The sequence below is a fragment of the Micromonospora craniellae genome, assembly GCF_014764405.1.
Classification (GTDB): domain Bacteria; phylum Actinomycetota; class Actinomycetes; order Mycobacteriales; family Micromonosporaceae; genus Micromonospora; species Micromonospora craniellae.
Genome location: NZ_CP061725.1, coordinates 936,631 through 958,340, shown reverse-complemented (window position 1 = coordinate 958,340; position 21,710 = coordinate 936,631). Strand labels below are relative to the sequence as shown.

Here is a 21,710-nt window from a genome sequence, read left to right as displayed (position 1 = left end):
TCTCGTAACAGAACAGCATCACTTTGGCCGGTTTCACCGGCTGCATACGTCGACCACGGACAGGCCGGTCCGGGTCGACGGGACACCTGCACCCGGCCCGCCGACGGTCTCAGCGACCCCGTCGGCGGAGGAAGCCATCCCACGGCCAGGCGCTCCGGTCGGGCGTCCAGAGCCGTAGGAGCGTGCCCACCGGCATGCTGCCTGCGGCGCGACGTTCAGGGGAGGCGCGCCATGTCGAGGCGGTACGGGTCCATCGGGTGGCCGGCATGAGCGGGGGAACGGGCGCATCCGCTGCGCCGGGTGCGGGGGCCACCGACGACGGTGAGCAGAGTTCAGGGTCGCCGGGTGAGCAGCCGGCCCCACCGCCGAGCGACGCTGCGGCGACCGGTGACACATTCCGGGGAGCCGCTGTATGAGCGCCCTGGACGTGGTGCTCCTGGTCGCCGTCCTGCTGCTGACCGTGGTGGTGCTCGGCGCGGCTTTCCTCGGGCTGCGGGTGTTGCGCGGCATGCAGGCGCGCCCGGCGCCGGAGGATCCGGCGTACATCGCGGAGAAGGACCGTCAGGAGCAGTCGCTGGCGGCGTTGCGGACCGCCGCCGACGAGGTGAACAGCACCATTGACGTGGCCAAGTCGGCGGCGTCCGCGGCACGCGCGGAGGCGGCGGGGGCCAAGGCGGAGGCGAAGGCGGCCCGGGCGGAGGCCCGGCGGGTGCTCGACGACGCCCGCGCCGAGGCGGACACCGTGCTGGAGCGGGCGCACAAGCAGGCCGAGGCGGACGCCGAACAGTTGCGGACGGCGGCTCGGCGCAGCGGTGAGCGGGAGGTGGCGGTGCTCGCCGCGACCACCCGCGAGCAGGCCGCCGAGGTCGAGCGGCGAGCCGCCCGGATGGACGAGCGGGAACGGCTGCACACCGAGGAGGTTGAGCGGCTCGCCGAGCGGGAGCGCCAGCTCACCGCCGCGAGTGCGGCGTTGGCCGCCCGGGAGGCGGCGCTGGCCGTCCGGGAGGCGGAACTGGCCGAGGCGGAGAACCAGCGGCGGCGGGAGTTGGAGCGGGTGGCCGGACTGACCGCCGACGCGGCCCGGACCGAGCTGGTCGAGGCGATCGAGACCCAGGCCAAGCGGGAGGCCGCGCTGCTGGTGCGGGACATCGAGACCGACGCCCGGTCCACGGCCGAGCAGCGGGCCCGGCACATCGTGGTCGACGCGATCCAGCGGGTGGCCAGCGAACAGACCGCGGAGAGCGTGGTCAGCGTGCTGCACCTGCCGGGCGACGAGATGAAGGGCCGGATCATCGGTCGGGAGGGCCGCAACATCCGGGCCTTCGAGTCGGTCACCGGCGTCAACCTGATCATCGACGACACCCCCGAGGCGGTGCTGCTGTCCTGCTTCGACCCGGTACGCCGGGAGGTGGGCCGGTTGACGCTGGAGAAGCTGGTGCTCGACGGCCGGATCCACCCGCACCGGATCGAGGAGGTGCACGACCTGGCCCGCCAGGAGGTGGACCAGCTCTGCCGGCGGGCCGCCGAGGACGCCCTGGTAGAGGTCGGCATCACCGAGATCCACGACGAGCTGGTGACGCTGCTGGGGCGGCTGCGATACCGCACCTCGTACGGGCAGAACGTGCTCAAGCACCTGGTCGAGACCGCGCACATCGCCGGGGTGATGGCCGCCGAACTGCGCCTGGACGTGCCGTTGATCAAGCGGTCGGCGTTCCTGCACGACATCGGCAAGGCGCTCACCCACGAGGTGGAGGGCAGTCACGCCATCATCGGCGCGGACGTGGCCCGCAAGTACGGCGAGAGCGAGGACGTGGTGCACGCCATCGAGGCGCACCACAACGAGGTGCCGCCGCAGACCGTCGAGGCGGTGCTCACCCAGGCTTCCGACGCCTGTTCCGGGGGACGGCCGGGGGCCCGGCGGGAGAGCCTGGAGGCGTACGTGAAGCGGCTGGAACGGATCGAGGAGATCGCGGCCGGCAAGCACGGTGTGGAAAAGGTCTTCGCCATGCAGGCGGGCCGGGAGATCCGGGTGATGGTCAAGCCCGACGACGTCGACGACATCGGCGCGGCGGTGCTGGCCCGCGACGTGGCCAAGCAGGTCGAGGAGGAGTTGACCTACCCGGGGCAGATCCGGGTGACGGTGGTACGCGAGTCCCGGGTCACCGAGATCGCCCGCTGACGCCGATGGCCGGTCGGGGGCTTCTCGCCTCCGACCGGCCATCCGGTTCGGGTGGTGCTCCTGATCGAGGTCAGGTGGCCGTGCCGGCGACCGCCTCGGTCTCCTGGGGGGTGGCTGATCCCGTCATGGGGGCGGCCTGCGTCGGCTCCGGCTTCTTGGCCGTCCGACGGCCCTGGGCGAGGCGCCGCTGGGTGTACTCGGCGAGCTTCGTCAGCAGGTAGTTGACGGCGATGTAGATGACGCCGACGACGAAGTACACCTGGATCGGGTTGTCCAGCACCTGGATGATGAAGCTGCTCTTCCGAAGGACCTCCTCGTAGCTGATGATGAAGCCGAGCGAGGTGTCCTTGAAGACCACGACGAGCTGGCTGATCAGCGCCGGGAGCATGATCCGGAACGCCTGCGGCAGCAGGATCATCCGGGTCGCCTGGAACGAGGTCAGACCGATGGCGTCGGCCGCCTCGCGCTGGCCGCCGGGCAGGCCCTCCATGCCGGAGCGGAGGATCTCGCCGATGACCACACCGTTGTAGATGGTCAGGCCGATCACCAGGTACCACAGGATGCTGCCCAGGTCCACGCCGAGCACCGGCAGGCCGCTGGCGCAGAAGAAGATCGTGATGACGACCGGCAGTCCGCGGAACACCTCGACGAAGAACTTGGTCACGCCGTTGAGCACCCAGCTCAGCCCGCGTACGGCCAGGGCCACCGGCGGCGCCAGGGTGGTGAAGCGGCGGCGCATCAGCGCCTTGAGCTGCACCCGCAGGATCGCGAGCAGGGTGCCGAAGACCAGCGAGCTGACGATGGCGAGCGCGGCGGCGATCAGGGTCGCCTGGAATCCCTGGCCGAGCTGGGTCCACACCTGGCCGAAGACCTCGTTGCCGGGGTCGATCAGCGGTCCCCACTTCTCCATCGTGAACTGTTCACGCTCGTCGAGCGGGCGGTAGACGAGGAAGTAGGCCCCGGCGACGGCCGCGACGGCGGCGAGCACGCTGGAGATGATCGTGATCCGGCGGGCGCGCGGACCCGGGGCGTCGTAGAGGACGGAGGTCTGGTTGCTCATCGGGCCACCGCCTGCCGGCGCTCGATCCGGTCCAGCGTCAGGCCGAGGGGGACCGTGAGGATCAGGTAGCCCACGCTGATGCCGATGAAGACGGGGATGATCGGGTGGCCGCCCACGCTGGTGAGCGACACGCCGCTGGCGGAGAGGTCTCCGGTGACGCCGAAGAAGCCGGCCAGCGCCGAATTCTTGATCATGGCGATCAGCACGCTGCCGAGCGGCACGATCGCTCCTTTCCATGCCTGGGGCAGGACGACGAAGCGCAGGTTCTGGGTGAAGGTGAGCCCGATGGCCCGTGCCGCCTCGGCCTGGCCGCTCGCGACGCCGTTGACACCGCTGCGGACCGCCTCGGCCACGAACGCGGCCGTGTAGACGCTCAGCGCGATGAACGCGAACCGGAAGTACGGGAGGTCGGTGCCCATACGCTGGAAGATCGCGTCCAGCCCTGGGATCCGGAGGAAGTCGGCGTTGGACCCGAGTGCCGGGAGACCGAACGCGGCGAAGAACATGACGATCGTGAGTGGACAGTTGCGCAGCACCGTGACATACGCTCCGCCGAGCCACCGTAGTGGCGGCACCGGCGAGATCCGCATGACGGCCACGAGAACGCCGAGGATCAACGCCCCCGTGGCCGACAGGATGCAGAGCTGAAGAGTGACGAAGAATCCACTGCGGAAGACGTCGAAATTGTCGACGAGGACGTTCACGAGATCACCCTTCAGCTAAGGGATCAGTAGCGGTCGACGGTCGGGATCTTGGGGTCGGCCGAGTCGACCTTGCCCGCGGTGTCCTTCCATGCCTGCAGGTAACGGCCGTCGGAGAAGGCCGCCTCCAGGGTGTCGTTCAGGAAGGTGCGGAAGTCGTTGTCGCCCTTCTTGAGGCCGATGCCGTAGGGCTCCTCGGTGAAGGTCTCACCGGCGAGCTTGAACTGGCCCTCGTTTTGGGACATGTAGCCGGTCAGGATGACGTTGTCCGTGGTGATCGCGTCGACCTGGCCGCCCTTGAGGGCGTCGAGGCACTTGCTGTACACGTCGAAGACGACGAGCTGCTCGGCGATGTTGCCCAGGTACGGCTCGATGTTCTTGGCCGGGGTCGAGCCCTGCACCGAGCAGACCTTCTTGCCGCTGGTCTTGAACGAGTCGGGGCCGGTGATCTCGCTCTCGTCGGCCCGGACCAGGACCGTCTGGCCGGCGATGTAGTACGGCCCGGCGAAGTCGATCCGCTCCTTGCGGGTTTCGTTGATCGTGTAGGTCGCGATCACGATGTCGACCGCCGACTCCTCGATCCGCTGCTCGCGGACCTGGGACGCGGTCTCGACCCACTGGATCTTGCTCTCCGGGATGCCCAGCTCGGCGGCGATGACCTTGCCGATCTCGACGTCGAAGCCCTGCGGGGCGCCGTCGAGGCCCTTGAGGCCGAACAGCGGCTGGTCGAACTTGGTACCGATCTTGATGGACTGGGCCTGGTTGAGGCGCTCCATCGTGCTGCCGGCGGCGAAGTCCTTGGTCTCGCCGCCGGTGCCCTCGTCGGCGTCGTCCCCGCCACAGGCGGTCATGCCGAGGGCGAGGGTGGCTGCGGCGGCAACCGCCGCTATGCGCTTAATACGCACTTTTCATCTCCTTCTGCGACAAAGCTCCGCCGCCGGGGGACGGCGTGCTCCTATTTCGGGCGGACTAGTGAGTGAGGATCTTGGAGAGGAAGTCCTTGGCCCGCTCGGTCTGCGGGTTGGCGAAGAAATCGCTCGGGGTGGCCTCCTCGACGAGCTTGCCGTCGGCCATGAAGATGACCCGGTTGGCGGCGTGCCGAGCGAAGCCCATCTCGTGGGTGACCACGACCATGGTCATGCCGTCGCGGGCCAGCGAGGTCATCACGTCCAGCACCTCGCCGACCATCTCCGGGTCCAGCGCGCTGGTGGGCTCGTCGAAGAGCATCGCCTTCGGCTGCATGGCCAGCGCGCGGGCGATCGCGACCCGTTGCTGCTGGCCGCCGGAGAGCTGGGCCGGGTACTTGTCGGCCTGGTTGGCGATGCCCACCCGGTCGAGCAGGGCCAGACCCCGCTCGCGGGCCACCGACGCCTTCTCCTTGCGCACCTTGACCGGGCCGAGCGTGACGTTCTCGAGGATCGTCTTGTGCGCGAAGAGATTGAAGGACTGGAAGACCATTCCGACCTCGCTGCGCAGCTTCGCCAGGGCCTTGCCCTCGGCTGGCAGCGTCTGGCCGTCGAACGTGATGGTGCCGGAGTTGATCGGCTCCAGCCGGTTGATCGTGCGGCACAGGGTCGACTTACCGGAGCCGGACGGTCCGATCACCACGACCACCTCGCCGCGGTTGACCGACACCGAGACGTCGTCCAGCACATGCAACGGCCCGAACCACTTGTTGACCGAGTCCAACACGATGAGCGGTTCGCCCGTCGCCACGGCGTCCACCGTCCCCCTCATTGCTTTGAGGGCCGGTTGACCCTCGGTTAGCGGCCACTGTAGGCGGGGCTAGATGGCAGAAGACAACTCAGTTGGTCACGGAGCGGTAACACCGACCTGGATCGCGGCCCCAAGTCCGAAATTGCCGGTGAGCGCTGGTGTTCACGCCCAGTGACGGAGATCATGGGCAGATGACTGAACGCGTGCGGCTGACTCGGTACGCCCGTGGCGGCGGATGCGCGTGCAAGATCCCACCCGGCGAGCTGGAGGCGATGGTGGCCGGCCTCGGTCCCGCCGCCGGCGTCGCCGACCTGCTGGTCGGGCTCGATCACGGCGACGACGCCGCGGTGGTCCGGCTGGACGAGCGGACCGGCGTGGTGACCACCGCCGACTTCTTCACCCCGGTGGTGGACGACGCGTACGACTGGGGCCGGATCGCCGCCGCCAACGCGTTGTCCGACGTGTACGCGATGGGCGGCAGCCCGTTGGTCGCGCTCAACCTGCTCTGCTGGCCGCGCGACGTACTGCCGTTGGAACTGGCCCGTGAGGTGCTGCGCGGCGGCCTGGACGTGGCCCGGGAGGCCGGCTGTCACCTGGCCGGCGGGCACAGCGTCGACGACGACGGCCCCAAGTACGGGCTGGCTGTCACCGGGCTGGTCCGGCCGGAGGAACTGATCACCCTCGACGGTGGGCGGGCCGGACTGCCGCTCTCGCTGACCAAGCCGCTCGGGGTCGGCGTGCTCAACACCCGGCACAAGAACACCGGGGAGAGCTTTCCCGAGGCGGTCGCCGCGATGACCACCCTCAATCGGGACGCGGCCCGGGCGGCGGTGGCGGCCGGGGTGCGCTGCGGCACCGACGTGACCGGTTTCGGTCTGCTCGGGCACGCCTCGAAGCTGGCCCGGGCCAGCGAACTCACCGTAGCGATCGAGACCGCCCGGGTGCCCTATCTGGCCGGCGCCTCCGAAGCGGTGCGTGACGGGTACGTCAGCGGCGGCTCTCGCCGCAACCTCGAATGGGTGACCCCGTGGACGGACTTCGGCACGGTCGGTGAGACGGAACGGCTGCTGCTGGCCGACGCGCAGACCTCCGGCGGCCTGCTGGTGGCCGGCGAGGTGCCGGGCGCCCCGGTGATCGGCGAACTGCTGCCCCGCGGCGAGCACCGGCTCGTGCTGCGCTGACCAGGCCGAGCGCCTGAGCGTGCTGCCCTGGCTGGGCCGAGCGCCGGCTCGTGCTGCCCTGGCCGGGCCGAGCGCCGGCTCGTGCGGCGCTGACCCGGCGAGCCGTTGTGTGGGAGCGCGGACCATACCCGATAAACTGTCACCTTCCCGCTACCCGCGGCGATATCGGGTCGGGAAATTTTGCCCAGAATGGTCACAGACCGGTAACTTGCCCCCGGCCCGGGGCAAATGCCCCCCACCATCGTCAGTAAGGCCCGATCCGGAGGCCGGTGGGACGAGCACAGCGAGGAGGCGGCGTGACCGAGCTGTGGAACTGGAGAATCGACCAGGTACGACCGGTGGAGGTCTACCCGGCACTGGCCGAGGCGATCGGCCGGGTGGTCATGCCCCTGGCCGTGGCCGACCCGGCCCGGTTGCCAACGTACGCGGTGATCTGCGACGTGTGGCAGGCGCCGGGGGAGTTCGCCACGATCGTGGACTGCTACGGCGTACCCGACGGTCTGCCCGAGCTGCCCAGCGTCGCGGCCCTGGCCCGGCTGCTCGACCGCAACTGCCTGCTGCGCGACGACACGCTCGACGACACCCGGCACCTGCTGGTCGCTCCCGACGGCAGCATCCGCCCGGTGCACTTCGACGTGCGCGAGACCGACGACGGCGAGGTGCTCAGCGAGCGTCGCCTCTGCACCGAGGCCGACTCGCGCTGCCGGGGCTGGTCCCGGTGCCACCGCTCCCGCTGGACCCCGGACTCGGTGAACCCCGCCCTCGCCGCCGCCTGAGGTGTAAGGAAGGGCCCCCTGTTAACGCCTCGTGCATAGCACGGGCCCCCTTTTAACGGCACGAGCCGCTGGCGCGAGGTTGCGGTTAACAAGGGGCCCCTCCTCTACCGCAGGCGTTAACAAGGGGCCCTTCCTTTCACCTTTCACCTTTCACCTTTCACGGCGAGCCACGACGTGCGGGGTCAGCTGGGGCGGGCGCCGCGTACCACCAGCTCGTCGAGCAGGGTGCGGGTGGCGGCGGCGACCGCGGCCACCGCGGCGTCGAACGCAGCGGCGTTGTGCGCCGCCGGCGCCCGGAACCCGGAGATCTTCCGGACGTACTGCAACGCCGCGGCCTCCACGTCCGCGTCGGTCACCTGTGGGGTGTACGGCTCACGCAGGGTCTTGATGCTCCGACACACGGCTCCTCCTCGTTCCGACCGTTCCACGGGTCCGGCTACGCTTTGCACGTCATGACTACCGCAGCGGCGGGCGGCCCGCGCACCTACCAGGTGCGCACCTACGGCTGCCAGATGAACGTGCACGACTCCGAGCGCATTTCCGGCCTGCTCGAACAGGCGGGCTACGTCCGCGCGGGCGAGGCCGACGACACCCCGGACGTGGTGGTGTTCAACACCTGCGCGGTCCGCGAGAACGCCGACAACCGACTGTACGGCAACCTGGGGCACCTGCGTCCGGTCAAGGACCGGCACCCGGGGATGCAGATCGCGGTGGGCGGCTGCCTGGCCCAGAAGGACCGCGGCGACATCGTCCGCAAGGCGCCCTGGGTCGACGTGGTCTTCGGCACCCACAACATCGGCTCGCTGCCGGTGCTGCTGGAGCGGGCCCGGCACAACGCGGCCGCCGAGGTGGAGATCCTCGAAGCCCTCGACGTGTTCCCGTCGACGCTGCCGACCCGCCGCGAGTCCACGTACGCCGGCTGGGTTTCGATCTCGGTGGGGTGCAACAACACCTGCACCTTCTGTATCGTGCCGTCGTTGCGGGGCCGGGAGAGGGACCGCCGCCCCGGGGACGTCCTCAGCGAGGTACGCGCGCTCGTCGACGAGGGCGTGCTGGAGGTGACGCTGCTCGGGCAGAACGTCAACTCGTACGGCGTGGAGTTCGGCGACCGGTACGCCTTCGGTAAGCTGCTGCGCGCCTGCGGTGAGATCGACGGGCTGGAGCGGGTCCGGTTCACCAGCCCGCACCCGAAGGACTTCACCGACGACGTGATCGCCGCGATGGCCGAGACGCCGAACGTCTGCCACTCGCTGCACATGCCGTTGCAGTCCGGCTCCGACGAGGTGCTGCGCGCGATGCGCCGGTCGTACCGGTCGGACAGGTACCTGGGGATCATCGAGAAGGTCCGTGCCGCGATGCCGGACGCCGCGATCACCACCGACATCATCGTCGGTTTCCCCGGCGAGACCGAGGCGGACTTCGCGCGCACCCTGGAGGTGGTCCGCGAGGCGCGGTTCTCCTCCGCGTTCACGTTCCAGTACTCGAAGCGCCCCGGCACGCCCGCCGCGACGATGGACGGTCAGCTGCCCAAGCAGGTCGTGCAGGAGCGGTACGAGCGGTTGATCGCCTGCGTCGAGGAGATCACCTGGGCGGAGAACCGCAAGCTGGTGGGCGAGACCGTCGAGGTGCTGGTCGCGGTCGGGGAGGGGCGCAAGGACGAGCGCACCGGCCGGATGTCGGGCCGGGCCCGCGACGGCCGCCTGGTGCACTTCGCGACGGGCGAGGCCGGCGCGAAGGGCCAGCCCGGCGTGATCCGGCCGGGCGACATCGTGCACACCGCGATCACCTACGCCGCCCCGCACCACCTCAACGCCGACGGGGCGCCGCTGTCGCACCGGCGTACCCGGGCCGGTGACGCGGCCGAGGCGGGCCGCTCGCCGCGTACTGCCGGCGTGTTGCTCGGGTTGCCGTCCGTCGGCGCGCCGGCCGTGGCGCCCGCGCCGACGACCGGCTGCGCCGTCTCGCCCTGAGGGCCGGTCGGGGCCCGGCGAGCCGCGCCCCGACCGACCCGCGCGGTCAGACCGAGATCCGTCCGGCGCCCGCGCCGCCCGTCACGATCGACTTGACGTTGCTCGGGGTGTCCAGGGTGTACGGGTACGGGATGCCGGCCACGCTGCCGCCGGCCTGTCCGCCGCCCGAGTTGACGAAGTGGTTGTTGCGGGCCACCAGGCCGCCCGGCCCGGAGTTACCCTCACCACGGTGGTACGGGTCGGGGGTGTTCTCGAAGTAGTTCCCCTCGACCAGCACGCCGGCGTTCATCGTGGACGCCACGCCGTAGCCGCGCACGTTGCTGTAGTAGTTGTTGTAGACGTGCACCGGGTTACCGAAGCGGACCCGCGGGTTGCGCTGGTTGCTGCCGTCGAACCAGTTGTGGTGGTACGACACGCGCAGCCGTCCGACGTCCTGGCTGGCGTTGCTGTCGCTGTGCCCGAGCAGCATGGTCTTGTCGTGGCTGAACACCCGGTTCCACGAGACGGTGATGAAGTCGGAGCCGCGCTTGATGTCGACCGCACCGTCGTAGCCGGCGCTGAAGGTGTTGTGGTCGACCCAGATGTTGGTGGCCGACTGCTCGATGTTGATCGCGTCGTCGCCCCAGTTCCGGAAGGTCAGGTTGCGGATGATGACGTTGCGGTCACCGTTGATGGTGAAGCCGCAGCCGGCGATCGTCGCCCCGGCGTTGCCGAGGATGGTCTTGTTGGACCGGACCCGCAGCATCCCCGAGCAGTTGATGGTGCCGGAGACCCGGATCACCGCCGCGCTGCTGGAGCCGAGGGCGCTGGTCAACGCCGACGCCGTGGTCACCGTGGTCACGCCGGCGTTGCCACCGCCGGTGGTGCCGCCGTTCTGGGTGGCCCAGCCGACCAGCCCGGTCTGCGGGCCGGGGTTGGGCGGGGGAGTCGTGCCGCCACCCAGCCTGACGAGTTGCCACTGCTGGTTGGCGCCGTCCAGGTCCGCGTACTGCGAGACGACCGCGCCGTCGGCGGTGGACCACTCCCACACCTCTAGCGCCTTGCTGCTGTGCCGGTTGATGAACCGTACGTCGCCGTTGGCGGAGTCGCGCAGTGCCCAATGCTGCTTGGTGTCGCTGCTTGCCGTGACCTGGGTGACCTGTACGCCGTCGTTCGAGTTCGGTACGGTCACGACCTTGCCGGAGTGCCGGTTGCGGAGCTGGTAGTAGCCGTTGCCCACGTCGACGAACTGGAACTGCTGGTTGGTGCCGTCGAGGCGGTTGAACTGGCGGATCTCGCCACCGTCGGCGGTGGACCACTCCCACAGGTCCATCGCTTTGCCGCTGTTGCGGTTCACGAACACGTAGTAGGCACTGGTGTCGACGGTCGCCGCCGTGGCCGGGGCGGCTGTCACCGCGACGAGCGCCGTGGGCAGCGCGACCGCCGTGGCGGCCAGCACCGCGAGTCGCCGGGTCAGGCGACGCGTGACGAATGCAAGCACGGAGATTTCTCCTCATCCTCGGGTACGCGGAACGGGTCGGACGACGCGTGGTGCTCGCGGACCGACTGTCGGTGCCCGGACACGTCCGCGATGCGGCCCGCCACGGTCGGGTGCCGGTGGTGCGTCCCGTGGCTGGCCTCGATGCGTCGTCCGGTCGGCAGGGAGTACGCCCCGGCGCCAATGACTGCCCTGCCCAGTGGCAGCGGTGCCGGTGGCGGTCGCGGAGTGCGGCCTGCCGTCGGACGTAGTGGGTCGGAGTGGCTCGGCGTGTCTGGCCCCGTAGGGCAAGCGCTTTCCCCAGATAACCATAGAATCGGCTTGATGTAAATGTCGTACGTTCACATCTCCCTGACCAGGAGTTTCGACGACGAAAAACCCCGGTTCCCGCACGGGGGACCGGGGTTGTCCGAAGTGCGTTCAGCCGGCCTGTTCGGCCAGCTGGAGGAACTGCCGCTTGGAGGCGAGCGCCTGCTCGGCCTCCTTGATCCGTCGGGCGTCGCCGGCCGCCTTAGCGCGGGCCAGCCGCTCCTCGGCCTCGGCCACCTGGGACCGCATCTGGGCCAGCAGCGGGTTGTCCTCGCGGGTGGTCCGGCGCCAGGCCGAGTCCATCACTTCGCGGACCTTCTCGTCGACGGCCCGCAGCCGGCGCTCCAGCCCGGCCGCCGTCTCCCGGGGAACCCGGCCGGCCTCGTGCCACTGCGCCTGGATGTCCCGCAGCTTCGCCTGCGCGCCCTTCGGGTCGCCCTCGACGTCCAGCGCCTCGGCCTCGCCGAGCAGCGCCTGCTTGCGCTCCAGGTTGGCGCGCTGCTCGTTGTCGCGCGCCGAGAATACCTCACTGCGCCGGGTGAAGAAGGCGTCCTGCGCGGCCCGGAACCTCTCCCACAGCCGCTGCTCGGCCTCCTTGGAGGCGCGCGGCGCGGCCTTCCACTGGTTCATCAGCTCCTTGAGCTGGTTGGCGGTGGACGCCCAGTCGGTGGAGTCGGAGATCTTCTCGGCCTCGGCGACCAGTTCCTCCTTGACCGTCTGCGCCTGCTTGCGCTGCGCGTCCAGGGAGGCGAAGTGGGCGCCCCGACGGCGGGTGAAGCCGTCCCGGGCGGCAGCGAACCGCTTCCACAGCTCACCGTCGGCCTTCTTGTCGACCCCCCGAATGGTCTTCCACTCGTCGAGGATCTCCTTGAGCCGGTCGCCGGCGGTCTTCCAGCCGGTCGACTCAGCGGCCAGCTTCTCCGCCTCCTCGACCAGCGTGGTCTTCCGCGCCAGGGCCTCCGTGCGGGCGGCCTCCTTGGCGGCCCGCGCCTCGCCGGCCTTCTCCTCGGCCACCGTGGCCAGCTTGTCGAGCCGGGCGGCGAGGGCGTCGATGTCACCGACCACGTGCGCCTCGGCCAACGAGGCGCGGATCCGGCGGATCGTGCTCAGCGAATGGTTGGCGTCCGCCGCGCCCGAGTTGAGCCGCGCCTCGGTCAGATCCACCTCGGTCACCAGGTCGGCGAAGCGGCGCGCAAAGTGCGCCAATCCCTCCTCCGGTGCTCCCGCCTGCCAGGATCCGACCACCCGCTCGCCCTCGGCGGTCTTGACGTAAACGGTGCCGTCCGCGTCCACCCGTCCGAAGGCAGTCCAGTCGCTCATGTGCCCATCCTCGATCTCCCGGTGCCCAGGGAGCAGCCTCCCGGGCCCGCCACGGCGCAGCCAAGTTTCTCCGGGCATTGTCACAGGTCCGCCCCGGTCCGCGTCGAGCGCCTATCGCCGACCGTGACCATACGGTGTCCTAGCCACCTACCGTCACCGTCCGAACCGGCGTGCCGCTCTTCGCCGAACGGCGTACGACCGAGGGGCCCGCCGACAGGGCGTGGGCGGCCGGTACGCGACGGTCCCGGCCCAGCCGCCCGATACGGTTGCCGGGTGCCACTGGTCGCCGCCGCCGTCTGCCCCCACCCACCGCTGCTGGTCCCCGAGGCGGCCGGTGCCGCCGCGCCCGAACTGGACGACCTGCGTACCGCCTGCGACGCCGCCGTCGCCCGGCTGCTCGACTCCGGCGCCCGCCGTGTCCTGGTGATCGGCGTCGACGACCGCACCGCCGATCTCGACTTTCCGTACCGTGGCAGTTTCGCGCCCTGGGGAGTGTCGGTGGAGGTGCTGCTCGGCAGCCTTCCCGACGGCCGGGTCGGCACCGACCGCCTGCCGCTCAGCCTGCTCGTCGGCGCCTGGCTGCTGAGCCGGCGACCGGTGACGGCGTCGGGCGGCACGAGCTGGCGGATGTCGACCGTCGCCGCTGACACGTCGACTGAGACGTGTGCCGCTCTCGGCGCCCAACTCGGGCCGAACCATCCGTGGGCGCTGCTGGTGATGGGGGACGGGTCGGCCAGCCGGGGCGAGAAGGCGCCTGGCTACGCCGATCCGCGCGCCGAAGCGTACGACGAGACGGTCGGGAAAGCCCTCGCCGACGCGGACGTCGACGCGCTGCTCGGCCTGGACCCTGTCCTGTCGGCGCAGCTCAAGGTCGCTGGGCGGGCGCCCTGGCAGGTGCTCGCCGGCGCGGCGCGGGCGACCGGCGGCGACTGGCGCGGCGAGCTGCGTCACCACAGCGCGCCCTACGGCGTGGCCTACCTCGTGGCGAACTGGGAACGCGCATGAGCGCCCCGGGCACCGTGGTCGCGGTGGTCGGGCCGACGGCGGCGGGCAAGTCGGCGCTGAGCATCGCGCTGGCGCACGCGCTCGACGGCGAGGTGGTCAACGCCGATTCGATGCAGCTCTACCGGGGCCTGGACATCGGCACCGCGAAGCTCACCGTCGCCGAACGGGAGGGCGTGCCGCACCACCTGCTGGACCTCTGGGAGGTGGCCGAGCCGGCCAGCGTCGCGGAGTACCAGGGGCTGGCCCGCGCGGCGATCGACGACATCCTGGCCCGGGGCCGCGTGCCGCTGCTGGTCGGCGGCTCCGGACTGTACGTGCGGGCGGTGCTGGAGCGGTTCGAGTTCCCCGGCACCGACCCGGCACTGCGCGAACGCCTAGAGGGCGAGCTGGTCGCCGTCGGCCCGGCACCGCTGTACGCGCGGCTGCGCGCGGCCGACCCGGCGGCGGCGGACGGCATCCTGCCCGGCAACGGCCGGCGGATCGTCCGGGCGCTGGAGGTGATCGAGCTGACCGGCCGGCCGTTCACCGCCGCGTTGCCGGAGCCGACGCCGTACTACCCCGCCGTCCAGCTCGGCGTCGATCTGGACACCGCCCGGCTCGACGACCGCATCGCCACCCGGGTGGACCGGATGTGGGCCGACGGTCTGGTCGCCGAGACCCGGCAGCTGGTCGGCCACGGCCTGGCGCAGGGGCGTACGGCCAGTCGGGCGCTCGGCTACCAGCAGGTGCTGCGCTTCCTCGCCGGCGAGCTGACCGAGACCGAGGCGCATGACGAGACGATCCGGGCCACCCGTCGCTTCGTCCGCCGCCAGCGGTCCTGGTTCCGGCGTGACCCGCGAGTGCACTGGCTCGACTCGGCCGATCCGGGACTGATCGAGGCCACCCTCCGGACGGTCCGTGCCGCTGCGCCATGATGGAAGGCGTGGAGTTCACCAAGGGACACGGCACCGCCAACGACTTCGTGATCCTGCCCGATCCGGACGGCGCACTCGACCTGACACCCGAGAAGGTGGCGGCGATCTGCGACCGGCGACGCGGCCTCGGCGGGGATGGTGTGCTGCGGGTGGTCCGCGCTGCCAGGCACCCGGACGGCATCGCCCTGGCTGGCGAGGCCGAGTGGTTCATGGACTACTGGAACTCCGACGGATCCTTCGCCGAGATGTGCGGCAACGGCACCCGGGTCTTCGTCCGGTACCTGCTGGACACCGGGCTGGCCACCCCGGGCGACGGCGACCTCCCGGTGGCCACCCGCGCCGGCATCGTGCACGCCCGGGTCGCCGGCGACGCTGTGGCCGTCCAGATGCGTCGTCCCCGGTTGTACGCCGCCTCGACGGCCGCCCTGGGCGGGCTGGCCCTGCCCGGCACGGCGGTGGACGTCGGCAACCCGCACCTGGTCTGCCCGCTGCCCGCCGGCCTGGATCTCGCCGGACTCGACCTGACCCGGGCGCCCCACGTCGACGAGGACCTCTTCCCGCACGGGGTGAACGTCGAGTTCACCGCCCCCGGTGACGCCGTCGACGGCGGTGACCCGCACGTGCTGATGCGGGTCTACGAGCGCGGCTCGGCCGAGACCCTCTCCTGCGGCACCGGCGCGTGCGCGGTCGCCGCCGTCGCCCTGTACGACGCCGGCCGGGAGACCGGCACGGTCGCGGTCGACGTACCCGGCGGCCGTCTCACGGTGACCGTCGACGAGGGCTCCTGCTGGCTCTCCGGCCCCGCCGTCCTCGTAGCCACCGGCACCATCACCCTCGTCTGACCCCACCCCACCCCCCCCACCCCCCGCCGCACCCCCTGGTTGACCGCGCCGATCATGGAGTTGTGGTTGACGATATGCCCTACTTGCAGGGCTATTGTCCGCGCCACAACTCCATGATCGACCCCGGTCCGGCGTGGCGCTTCTGGCCTCGTGCGGCACCGTCAGGCGGCGCGAGGGCGGGCGGTGGGCGGGGGTGTCAGGGGGTGGCGGAGGCGTTGGCGGCGATCTCGGGGAGGTCGGCGGGGCCCGGGTCGGCGGCGGGGGGAGGGGTGGCGGCCGGGTTCTGGGCGGCGGCGCGGACGGCGGCGGCGACCGCCGGGGCCACCCGGGAGTCGAAGACGCTGGGCACGATGACCGTGGGGTTGATCTTCTCCTCGCCGACCACGTCGGCGATTGCCCGGGCGGCGGCCAGTGCCATCTCCTCGGTGAACTCCTCGGCGTGCGCGTCGAGCATGCCGCGGAACACGCCCGGGAAGGCGAGCACGTTGTTGATCTGGTTCGGCTGGTCGGAGCGGCCGGTGGCGACGACGGCGGCGTGCTTGCGCGCCTCCCGGGGGTCGACCTCCGGGTCCGGGTTGGCCAGCGCGAAGACGATCGAGTTCTTGGCCATGGTGGCGAGGTCGTCGCCGGTGAGCAGGTTCGGCGCGCTCACGCCGATGAAGACGTCCGCGCCGTCGAGCGCACCGGCCAGGTCACCCGAGTAGCCGTCCCGGTTGGTGTTCTGGGCCAGCCATTCCCAGGCCGGGTTGAGGTCGGTCTGGCCGCGGTACAGAGCACCCTGCCGGTCGCACGCGATGATGTCGCCGACGCCCTGGCGCAGCAGCAGCTTCATGATCGCGGTGCCTGCCGCGCCGGCGCCGGAGATTATTACCCGCACGTCGGCGAGCTGTTTGCCCACCACGCGCAGCGCGTTGGTGAGCGCGGCCAGCACGCAGATCGCGGTGCCGTGCTGGTCGTCGTGGAAGACCGGGATGTCCAGCGCCTCGCGCAGCTGCGCCTCGATCTCGAAGCAGCGCGGCGCGGCGATGTCCTCCAGGTTGATCCCGCCGTACGCGGGCGCGATCGCCTTCACGATGGCGACGATCTCGTCGGTGTCCTGGGTGTCCAGCACCACCGGCCAGGCGTCCACCCCGCCGAAGCGCTTGAACAGCGCCGCCTTGCCCTCCATCACCGGCAGCGAGGCGGCCGGCCCGAGGTTGCCCAGTCCGAGCACGGCCGAGCCGTCGCTGACCACGGCGACCGTGTTGCGCTTGATGGTCAGCCGCCGGGCGTCGGCCGGGTTCTCCGCGATCGCCTGGCAGACCCGCGCCACCCCCGGGGTGTACGCCCGGGACAGCTCGTCCCGGGTCCGCAGCGCCACCTTCGAGCTGACCTCGATCTTGCCGCCGAGGTGCAGCAGGAAGGTACGGTCGGAGACCTTGCGCACGTCCACGCCGTCCAGCGCGGTGAGCGCGTCCACGACCTGGTCGGCGTGCCCGGCGTCGGCGGTGTCGCAGGTGAGGTCGACGATCACGTGGGTCGGGTCGGAGTCGACCACGTCCAGTGCCGTGACGATGGCCCCGGCCTCGCCCACGGAGGTGGTCAACCGGCCGATCGAGGACGCATCGGCGGGTACGGCGATCCGGATCGTGATCGAGAATCCGGCACTGGGCAGTCGGGTAGTGGGCACGCGGATCCCCTCCGTCGGCGCTGAACGGCTCGCCCATTTCTACTCGCCCTGGATGGGCGGCTGGCAGCCGCCCCCGCTTTTGCCCGTTCTCGCGGTGGGCATATAGCAGGTGCACCGGGCGTTTACACATGTCAGGATTGCTCGGTACATGCACAGAACGGACAGGAGAGACGCTTGCGCGACCAGGAGACCCAGGTTCCATTTCTCGACGACGAGCTCGACGCCACCACCGGTGATTACGAGCTCTCCGAGCGGCAGGCGTTGCGACGGGTCCCCGGCCTCTCCACCGAGCTGACCGACGTCACCGAGGTCGAATACCGCCAGCTCCGGCTGGAGCGGGTTGTCCTGGTCGGAGTCTGGACCGAGGGCACCCAGACCGATGCGGAGAACTCCCTGACCGAGCTGGCCGCGCTGGCCGAGACCGCCGGCTCGCAGGTGCTGGAAGGGCTGATCCAGCGGCGTACCCGGCCGGACCCGGCCACCTACATCGGGCGCGGCAAGGTCGACGACCTGGGCTCGGTGGTCTTCTCGGCCGGTGCCGACACGGTGATCTGCGACGGTGAGTTGTCCCCGTCCCAGCTGCGCAACCTGGAGCAGCGCACCAAGGTCAAGGTGGTCGACCGGACGGCGCTGATCCTCGACATCTTCGCCCAGCACGCCAAGAGCAAGGAGGGCCGGGCCCAGGTCGAGCTGGCCCAGCTCGAATACCTGCTACCCCGCCTGCGTGGTTGGGGCGAGACGCTGTCCCGGCAGACCGGTGGTTCCGGCCGTGGCGGCGGCGCCGGTGGCGGCGTGGGTGTGCGCGGTCCGGGTGAGACCAAGCTGGAGACCGACCGGCGGCGCATCCGCCACCGGATCGCCCGGCTCCGCCGTGAGATCAAGGCCATGCGGACGGTACGCGAGACCAAGCGCGCCCGCCGTACCCGGAACGCGGTGCCGGCCGTGGCCATCGCCGGCTACACCAACGCCGGCAAGTCGAGCCTGCTCAACCGGCTCACCGGTGCCGGTGTGCTGGTCGAGGACGCGCTCTTCGCCACGCTCGACCCGACCACCCGCCGTTCCACCACCGCCGACGGGCGGGTCTACACGCTTTCGGACACGGTCGGTTTCGTCCGGCACCTGCCGCACCAGATCGTCGAGGCGTTCCGCTCGACTCTGGAGGAGGTTGCCGAGGCGGACCTGGTGGTGCACGTGGTCGACGGTGCCCACCCCGACCCGCAGGAGCAGGTCCGGGCCGTCCGCGAGGTGCTCGGCGAGGTCGGTGCGGACCGGCTGCCCGAGCTGCTGGTGGTCAACAAGACCGACGCCGCCGACGAGGAGACTCTGCTGCACCTCAAGCGACTCTGGCCCGAGGCGATCTTCGTATCCGCGCACCGTGGTAGCGGCATCGACGATCTGCGGGCGGCGATCGAGCAGCGGCTGCCACGCCCGGCGGTGGAGTTGCGCGTGGTGCTGCCGTACGAGCGGGGTGACCTGGTGGCCCGCCTGCACCGGCAGGGCGAGGTACTCAGCACCGCGCACCTGCCCGAGGGCACCATGCTGCACGTACGCGTCAACGAGGCGCTTGCCGCCGAGTTGATCGAGTACGTCGACGCGACGCAGGCGGTTCGTACCGCGCGGTGAGCGCCCAGGCGCGTCACCCGAAGGAAACCTGCGGCGTGCGACACTTCCTTCCATGCACCGCACTGTCTCCTCGGTCACGGTTGCGCTCGGCCTGTTCGGGGCCACCGTGGCGGTCACCGGCGTCACTATCGCCGCGCCCGGGTCGTCGCCGCCCGCGTACGCCGCATCGCTGGTGACCGATGTCGCCCCGCCGGCCGCATCGACCGACGTGGGGCCGGTGCTCGCCGCTGGCGCCGTCGCGCCGGCGGCGGTGCCGGTGGCCGCTGCGCCGGTGGCGGCCGGGCCGCTCACGGCGGTGCCCAGGAAGCAGTGTTCGGTCACCGACCCGAGGCTGCGGGAGATGTCCGGTCTGGTGGTCACCCGCAACGGGTACATCGTGATCAACGACAGCACCGAACAGGACAGCCGCAAGCAGGTCTTCTATCTCAACAAGGACTGCCAGGTCACCCGCGCGGTCCCGTACTCCGGTGCGGGGCCGTTCGACACCGAGGACCTCGCCGTCTCACCGGACGGCAGGACGTTGTGGATCGCCGACACCGGTGACAACATCACCAGCCGGGAGCGCCGCAAGCGGGTCGCGGTCTGGAGCATGCCGATCAACGGAAGCAAGTCGCCGGTCCTGCACCGGTTGGCGTACCCGGACGGCAAGCCCCGTGACGCCGAGGCGCTGCTGATCGGCAACGACAACCTCCCGTTGATCATCACGAAGGTCACCTCCGGCAAGGCGGAGATCTTCACCGCCGACGGTGAGCTCAAGACCGGTGACACCGAGCCGGTGCCGATGAAGAAACTCGGCGACATCGAGCTGCCCAAGACCGACACCGAGAACCCGCTGAGCACCTTCGGCCGGGTGGCGATCACCGGCGCGGCCCGCTCCCCGGACGGCGCCCGGGTGGTGCTGCGTACGTACGCCGACGCCTTCGAGTACGACGTGCAGAACGGGGACATCGTCAGCGCGCTGACCAGGACCACGCCCCGGGTCACCGCGCTGGCCGACCCGTTCGGCGAGGCGATCGCGTACTCGACCGACGGCAAGACCTTCCTGACCGTCTCCGACGCGGGACATCTCGAGGACGACGAGCCGGTCGACATCCTCAGCTACACCCCCTCCACGGAGGGTCCGAAGAACCTCGCCGACGATCCGGACGCGGTGCAGAACGCTGCCGGCCGGTCGTGGTTCGACGGGTTGACCCTGAACGACATCACGTACCTGATCGCCACCGTGGGCGTGCTCGGCGCGTTACTGGTGGGCGCCGGCATTGTCGGCATCCTGCGGGCGCGCAAGCGCCCGGTGCCGGCCGGCAAGAGCCGCGACGGCGACGGTGACGACGACCCGGGCCGCAAGGACGCCGGCTCTGGTCCGAAGGACCGAGGTCGGGGCGCGGTGTACGGCGGCGTCCAGTCCGGTGCCGTCCACGGCGGTCCGGCGAAGGGTGAACGGCCCGACGGCGCCCGCTCGGGGGCGGTCTACGGCGGCGGCCGTCCCGCGGCTGCCAACGGCTCTCGCCCGGCGCAGGGCGGTGGCGTCTACGGCGGTGGCGGCCGGTCCGGCGGCGAGGGCGGCCCGGCCTACGGCGGCGGCCGCCCCGGTGGTGGTGGCCGCCCGGCGGGCAGCGGACGCTCCGGCGGCGGCGGTGTCTACGGCGGCGGTGGCCGGGCCGGCGGGCCGCCGCCCGGTGGCGGTGGCGACGGCCGTGGTGCCCCCGGCGGTGGCGGCCGCAGTGGTGGCGTGCCCGGCGGCGGCCGTGGCAGTGGTGCTCCCGGTGGCGGTGGCCGCAGCGGTGGTGTGCCCGGTGGCGGCGGCCGTGCGGGCGGGCGGCCCGGCGGTGGGCAGGGTGGCCAGCCCGGGGGCAGTGGCCGCGCGGAACCGCCCCGGCGGGGTGGATCCGGCGGAGAACCGGACTACCGGGGCCGGCGCTCCGGCCGCTACCGCGAGGACGGCAACGAGCCGTACGGCCAGATGCCGGGCGGCAACTACGGCTACCGAGGCGACCGGTACTGACCTCGGGGCCGGCACCGGTCGCGTGGCGGTTCAGATCCGGCGCAGCACCGCGACCACCCGGCCCATGATGGTGGCGTCGTCACCGGAGATCGGGTCGAAGGCCGGGTTCTGCGGCATCAGCCAGACGTGGCCGTCGCGCCGCCGGTAGGTCTTCACGGTCGCCTCGCCGTCCAGCATGGCGGCGACGATCTCGCCGGAGTCGGCGGTCGGCTGCTGCCGGACGACCACCCAGTCGCCGTCGCAGATCGCCGCGTCGAGCATCGAGTCGCCCTTGACCTGGAGCATGAAGACCTCGCCCTCGCCGACCAGCTCGCGGGGCAGCGGGAAGACCTCCTCCATGGACTGTTCGGCGAGGATCGGTCCACCGGCGGCGATCCGGCCGAGCATCGGCACGTACGCGGGCGTGGGGCGCTGCGAGCGGGCCAACTCGTCGTCGACGTCGCTGGGGGAGCGGACGTCGACCGCGCGGGGACGGTTCGGGTCGCGTCGCAGGAAGCCTTTCTTTTCCAACTCCTTGAGCTGGTAGGCGACGCTCGATGGGGAAACCAGCCCGACCGCCTCGCCGATCTCACGCACGCTCGGCGGGTAGCCGTGCCGTTCCACCCAGGTGCGGATGAAGTCGAGGATGCGTCGCTGACGGGCGGTCAGGTCGACGGTCGCCGGGTCGGGAAATCCGCTGACCACCGGTGTCACCGGGCGTACGGCGGGCTGGCCGGAACGGGTGCGGGTGACGCTGCGGCGACGGGCGGCCGGCGGACCCGCCTCGGTGCTCTGCTGCGGGCTCTTCGGCCGGTTGGCCCGGTCCTCGGTCACGTCCGTCCTCCCTGGTCGGCGCTGGGGTGCCTCGGCGGCTCATGGTGCGCACGGTGATCTCTCGGCCGGTGCGGCGACCATGGTCACCTCCGGCTGTTCCTGACCGTATCGGTGGGATCGGTCGTTTTCAAACATCTGTACGACCTGTCTCCG

General features: G+C 71.1%; 18 protein-coding genes. 9 read left to right on the top strand and 9 right to left on the bottom strand.

Translation table 11 applies throughout. The annotated features are described in order from the left end of the window. Positions 1-412 precede the first annotated feature (412 nt). Positions 413-2,179, top strand: coding sequence for a ribonuclease Y (gene rny / locus ID554_RS04375; protein WP_117226621.1), 1,767 nt, complete (start codon positions 413-415; stop codon positions 2,177-2,179). A 70-nt stretch (positions 2,180-2,249) separates the two neighbouring features. Here the strand turns inward: rny and ID554_RS04370 are convergent, their stop codons facing one another. The 4 genes from ID554_RS04370 to ID554_RS04355 all read right to left on the bottom strand — a co-directional run bounded on the left by ID554_RS04370 (position 2,250) and on the right by ID554_RS04355 (position 5,677). Then, entirely contained in the window at positions 2,250-3,239 is a 990-nt protein-coding gene (locus tag ID554_RS04370) for an amino acid ABC transporter permease (protein WP_117226620.1), read from the bottom strand. After that, the gene (locus ID554_RS04365; RefSeq protein WP_117226619.1) at positions 3,236-3,943 is read right to left on the bottom strand and encodes an amino acid ABC transporter permease; all 708 of its coding nucleotides are present in this window, start codon (positions 3,941-3,943) and stop codon (positions 3,236-3,238) included. Before ID554_RS04365 ends, ID554_RS04370 begins: the two co-directional genes overlap by 4 nt. A 23-nt stretch (positions 3,944-3,966) precedes the next feature. Further along, complete coding sequence (locus tag ID554_RS04360) at positions 3,967-4,845, bottom strand: glutamate ABC transporter substrate-binding protein (protein ID WP_117226618.1); 879 nt, start codon at positions 4,843-4,845, stop codon at positions 3,967-3,969. A gap of 64 nt (positions 4,846-4,909) precedes the next feature. Next, a complete protein-coding gene (locus ID554_RS04355) occupies positions 4,910-5,677 on the bottom strand; it encodes an amino acid ABC transporter ATP-binding protein (protein WP_191088713.1) in 768 nt (255 codons plus the stop codon). A 170-nt stretch (positions 5,678-5,847) separates the two neighbouring features. Here ID554_RS04355 and selD point away from each other — a divergent pair, with 170 nt between their 5' ends. Together selD and ID554_RS04345 are read left to right on the top strand one after the other, a co-directional pair. Continuing rightward, positions 5,848-6,837: a selenide, water dikinase SelD gene (gene selD / locus ID554_RS04350; protein WP_117226616.1), complete on the top strand. Its 990-nt coding sequence runs from the start codon at positions 5,848-5,850 to the stop codon at positions 6,835-6,837. Between the two features lie 296 nt (positions 6,838-7,133). Next, positions 7,134-7,613, top strand: coding sequence for a hypothetical protein (locus tag ID554_RS04345; protein WP_117226615.1), 480 nt, complete (start codon positions 7,134-7,136; stop codon positions 7,611-7,613). Between the two features lie 182 nt (positions 7,614-7,795). Here the strand turns inward: ID554_RS04345 and ID554_RS04340 are convergent, their stop codons facing one another. Beyond that, positions 7,796-8,014: a DUF2277 family protein gene (locus ID554_RS04340; protein WP_117226614.1), complete on the bottom strand. Its 219-nt coding sequence runs from the start codon at positions 8,012-8,014 to the stop codon at positions 7,796-7,798. 51 nt (positions 8,015-8,065) lie between these two features. Here ID554_RS04340 and miaB point away from each other — a divergent pair, with 51 nt between their 5' ends. Further along, positions 8,066-9,583 carry a tRNA (N6-isopentenyl adenosine(37)-C2)-methylthiotransferase MiaB gene (gene miaB, locus ID554_RS04335; RefSeq protein ID WP_117226613.1) on the top strand — a complete coding sequence of 506 codons (1,518 nt, stop codon included), beginning with the start codon at positions 8,066-8,068 and terminating at the stop codon, positions 9,581-9,583. Positions 9,584-9,629: 46 nt separating this feature from the next. On the opposite strand, the gene ID554_RS04330 is transcribed toward miaB, so the two are convergent. Next, positions 9,630-11,063, bottom strand: a complete 1,434-nt coding sequence (locus tag ID554_RS04330) for a pectate lyase family protein (RefSeq protein ID WP_117226612.1) — start codon at positions 11,061-11,063, stop codon at positions 9,630-9,632. A gap of 417 nt (positions 11,064-11,480) precedes the next feature. Continuing rightward, positions 11,481-12,689 carry a DUF349 domain-containing protein gene (locus ID554_RS04325; RefSeq protein WP_117226611.1) on the bottom strand — a complete coding sequence of 403 codons (1,209 nt, stop codon included), beginning with the start codon at positions 12,687-12,689 and terminating at the stop codon, positions 11,481-11,483. 273 nt (positions 12,690-12,962) lie between these two features. Between ID554_RS04325 and ID554_RS04320 the strand changes: the two genes are divergently transcribed. The 3 genes from ID554_RS04320 to dapF are packed head-to-tail and all read left to right on the top strand — an operon-like array spanning position 12,963 to position 15,450. Beyond that, positions 12,963-13,694, top strand: a complete 732-nt coding sequence (locus ID554_RS04320) for a class III extradiol dioxygenase subunit B-like domain-containing protein (protein ID WP_117226610.1) — start codon at positions 12,963-12,965, stop codon at positions 13,692-13,694. Then, positions 13,691-14,608 (top strand): tRNA (adenosine(37)-N6)-dimethylallyltransferase MiaA, encoded by a 918-nt coding sequence (gene miaA, locus ID554_RS04315; protein ID WP_117226609.1) that lies wholly within the window; start codon positions 13,691-13,693, stop codon positions 14,606-14,608. Before ID554_RS04320 ends, miaA begins: the two co-directional genes overlap by 4 nt. Positions 14,609-14,616: 8 nt before the next feature. Continuing rightward, on the top strand, positions 14,617-15,450 hold the full coding sequence (dapF, locus tag ID554_RS04310) for a diaminopimelate epimerase (RefSeq protein WP_117226794.1): 834 nt from the start codon (positions 14,617-14,619) through the stop codon (positions 15,448-15,450). A 196-nt stretch (positions 15,451-15,646) separates the two neighbouring features. Here the strand turns inward: dapF and ID554_RS04305 are convergent, their stop codons facing one another. Then, on the bottom strand, positions 15,647-17,119 hold the full coding sequence (locus ID554_RS04305; RefSeq protein WP_117226608.1) for an NAD-dependent malic enzyme: 1,473 nt from the start codon (positions 17,117-17,119) through the stop codon (positions 15,647-15,649). Positions 17,120-17,293: 174 nt separating this feature from the next. Between ID554_RS04305 and hflX the strand changes: the two genes are divergently transcribed. Next, on the top strand, positions 17,294-18,742 hold the full coding sequence (hflX, locus tag ID554_RS04300; RefSeq protein WP_117226607.1) for a GTPase HflX: 1,449 nt from the start codon (positions 17,294-17,296) through the stop codon (positions 18,740-18,742). Positions 18,743-18,794: 52 nt separating this feature from the next. Continuing rightward, the gene (locus ID554_RS04295; protein WP_117226606.1) at positions 18,795-20,744 is read left to right on the top strand and encodes an SMP-30/gluconolactonase/LRE family protein; all 1,950 of its coding nucleotides are present in this window, start codon (positions 18,795-18,797) and stop codon (positions 20,742-20,744) included. Between the two features lie 30 nt (positions 20,745-20,774). Here ID554_RS04295 and lexA read toward each other — a convergent pair whose 3' ends face one another. Continuing rightward, on the bottom strand, positions 20,775-21,557 hold the full coding sequence (gene lexA, locus ID554_RS04290; RefSeq protein ID WP_117226605.1) for a transcriptional repressor LexA: 783 nt from the start codon (positions 21,555-21,557) through the stop codon (positions 20,775-20,777). Positions 21,558-21,710 lie beyond the last annotated feature (153 nt).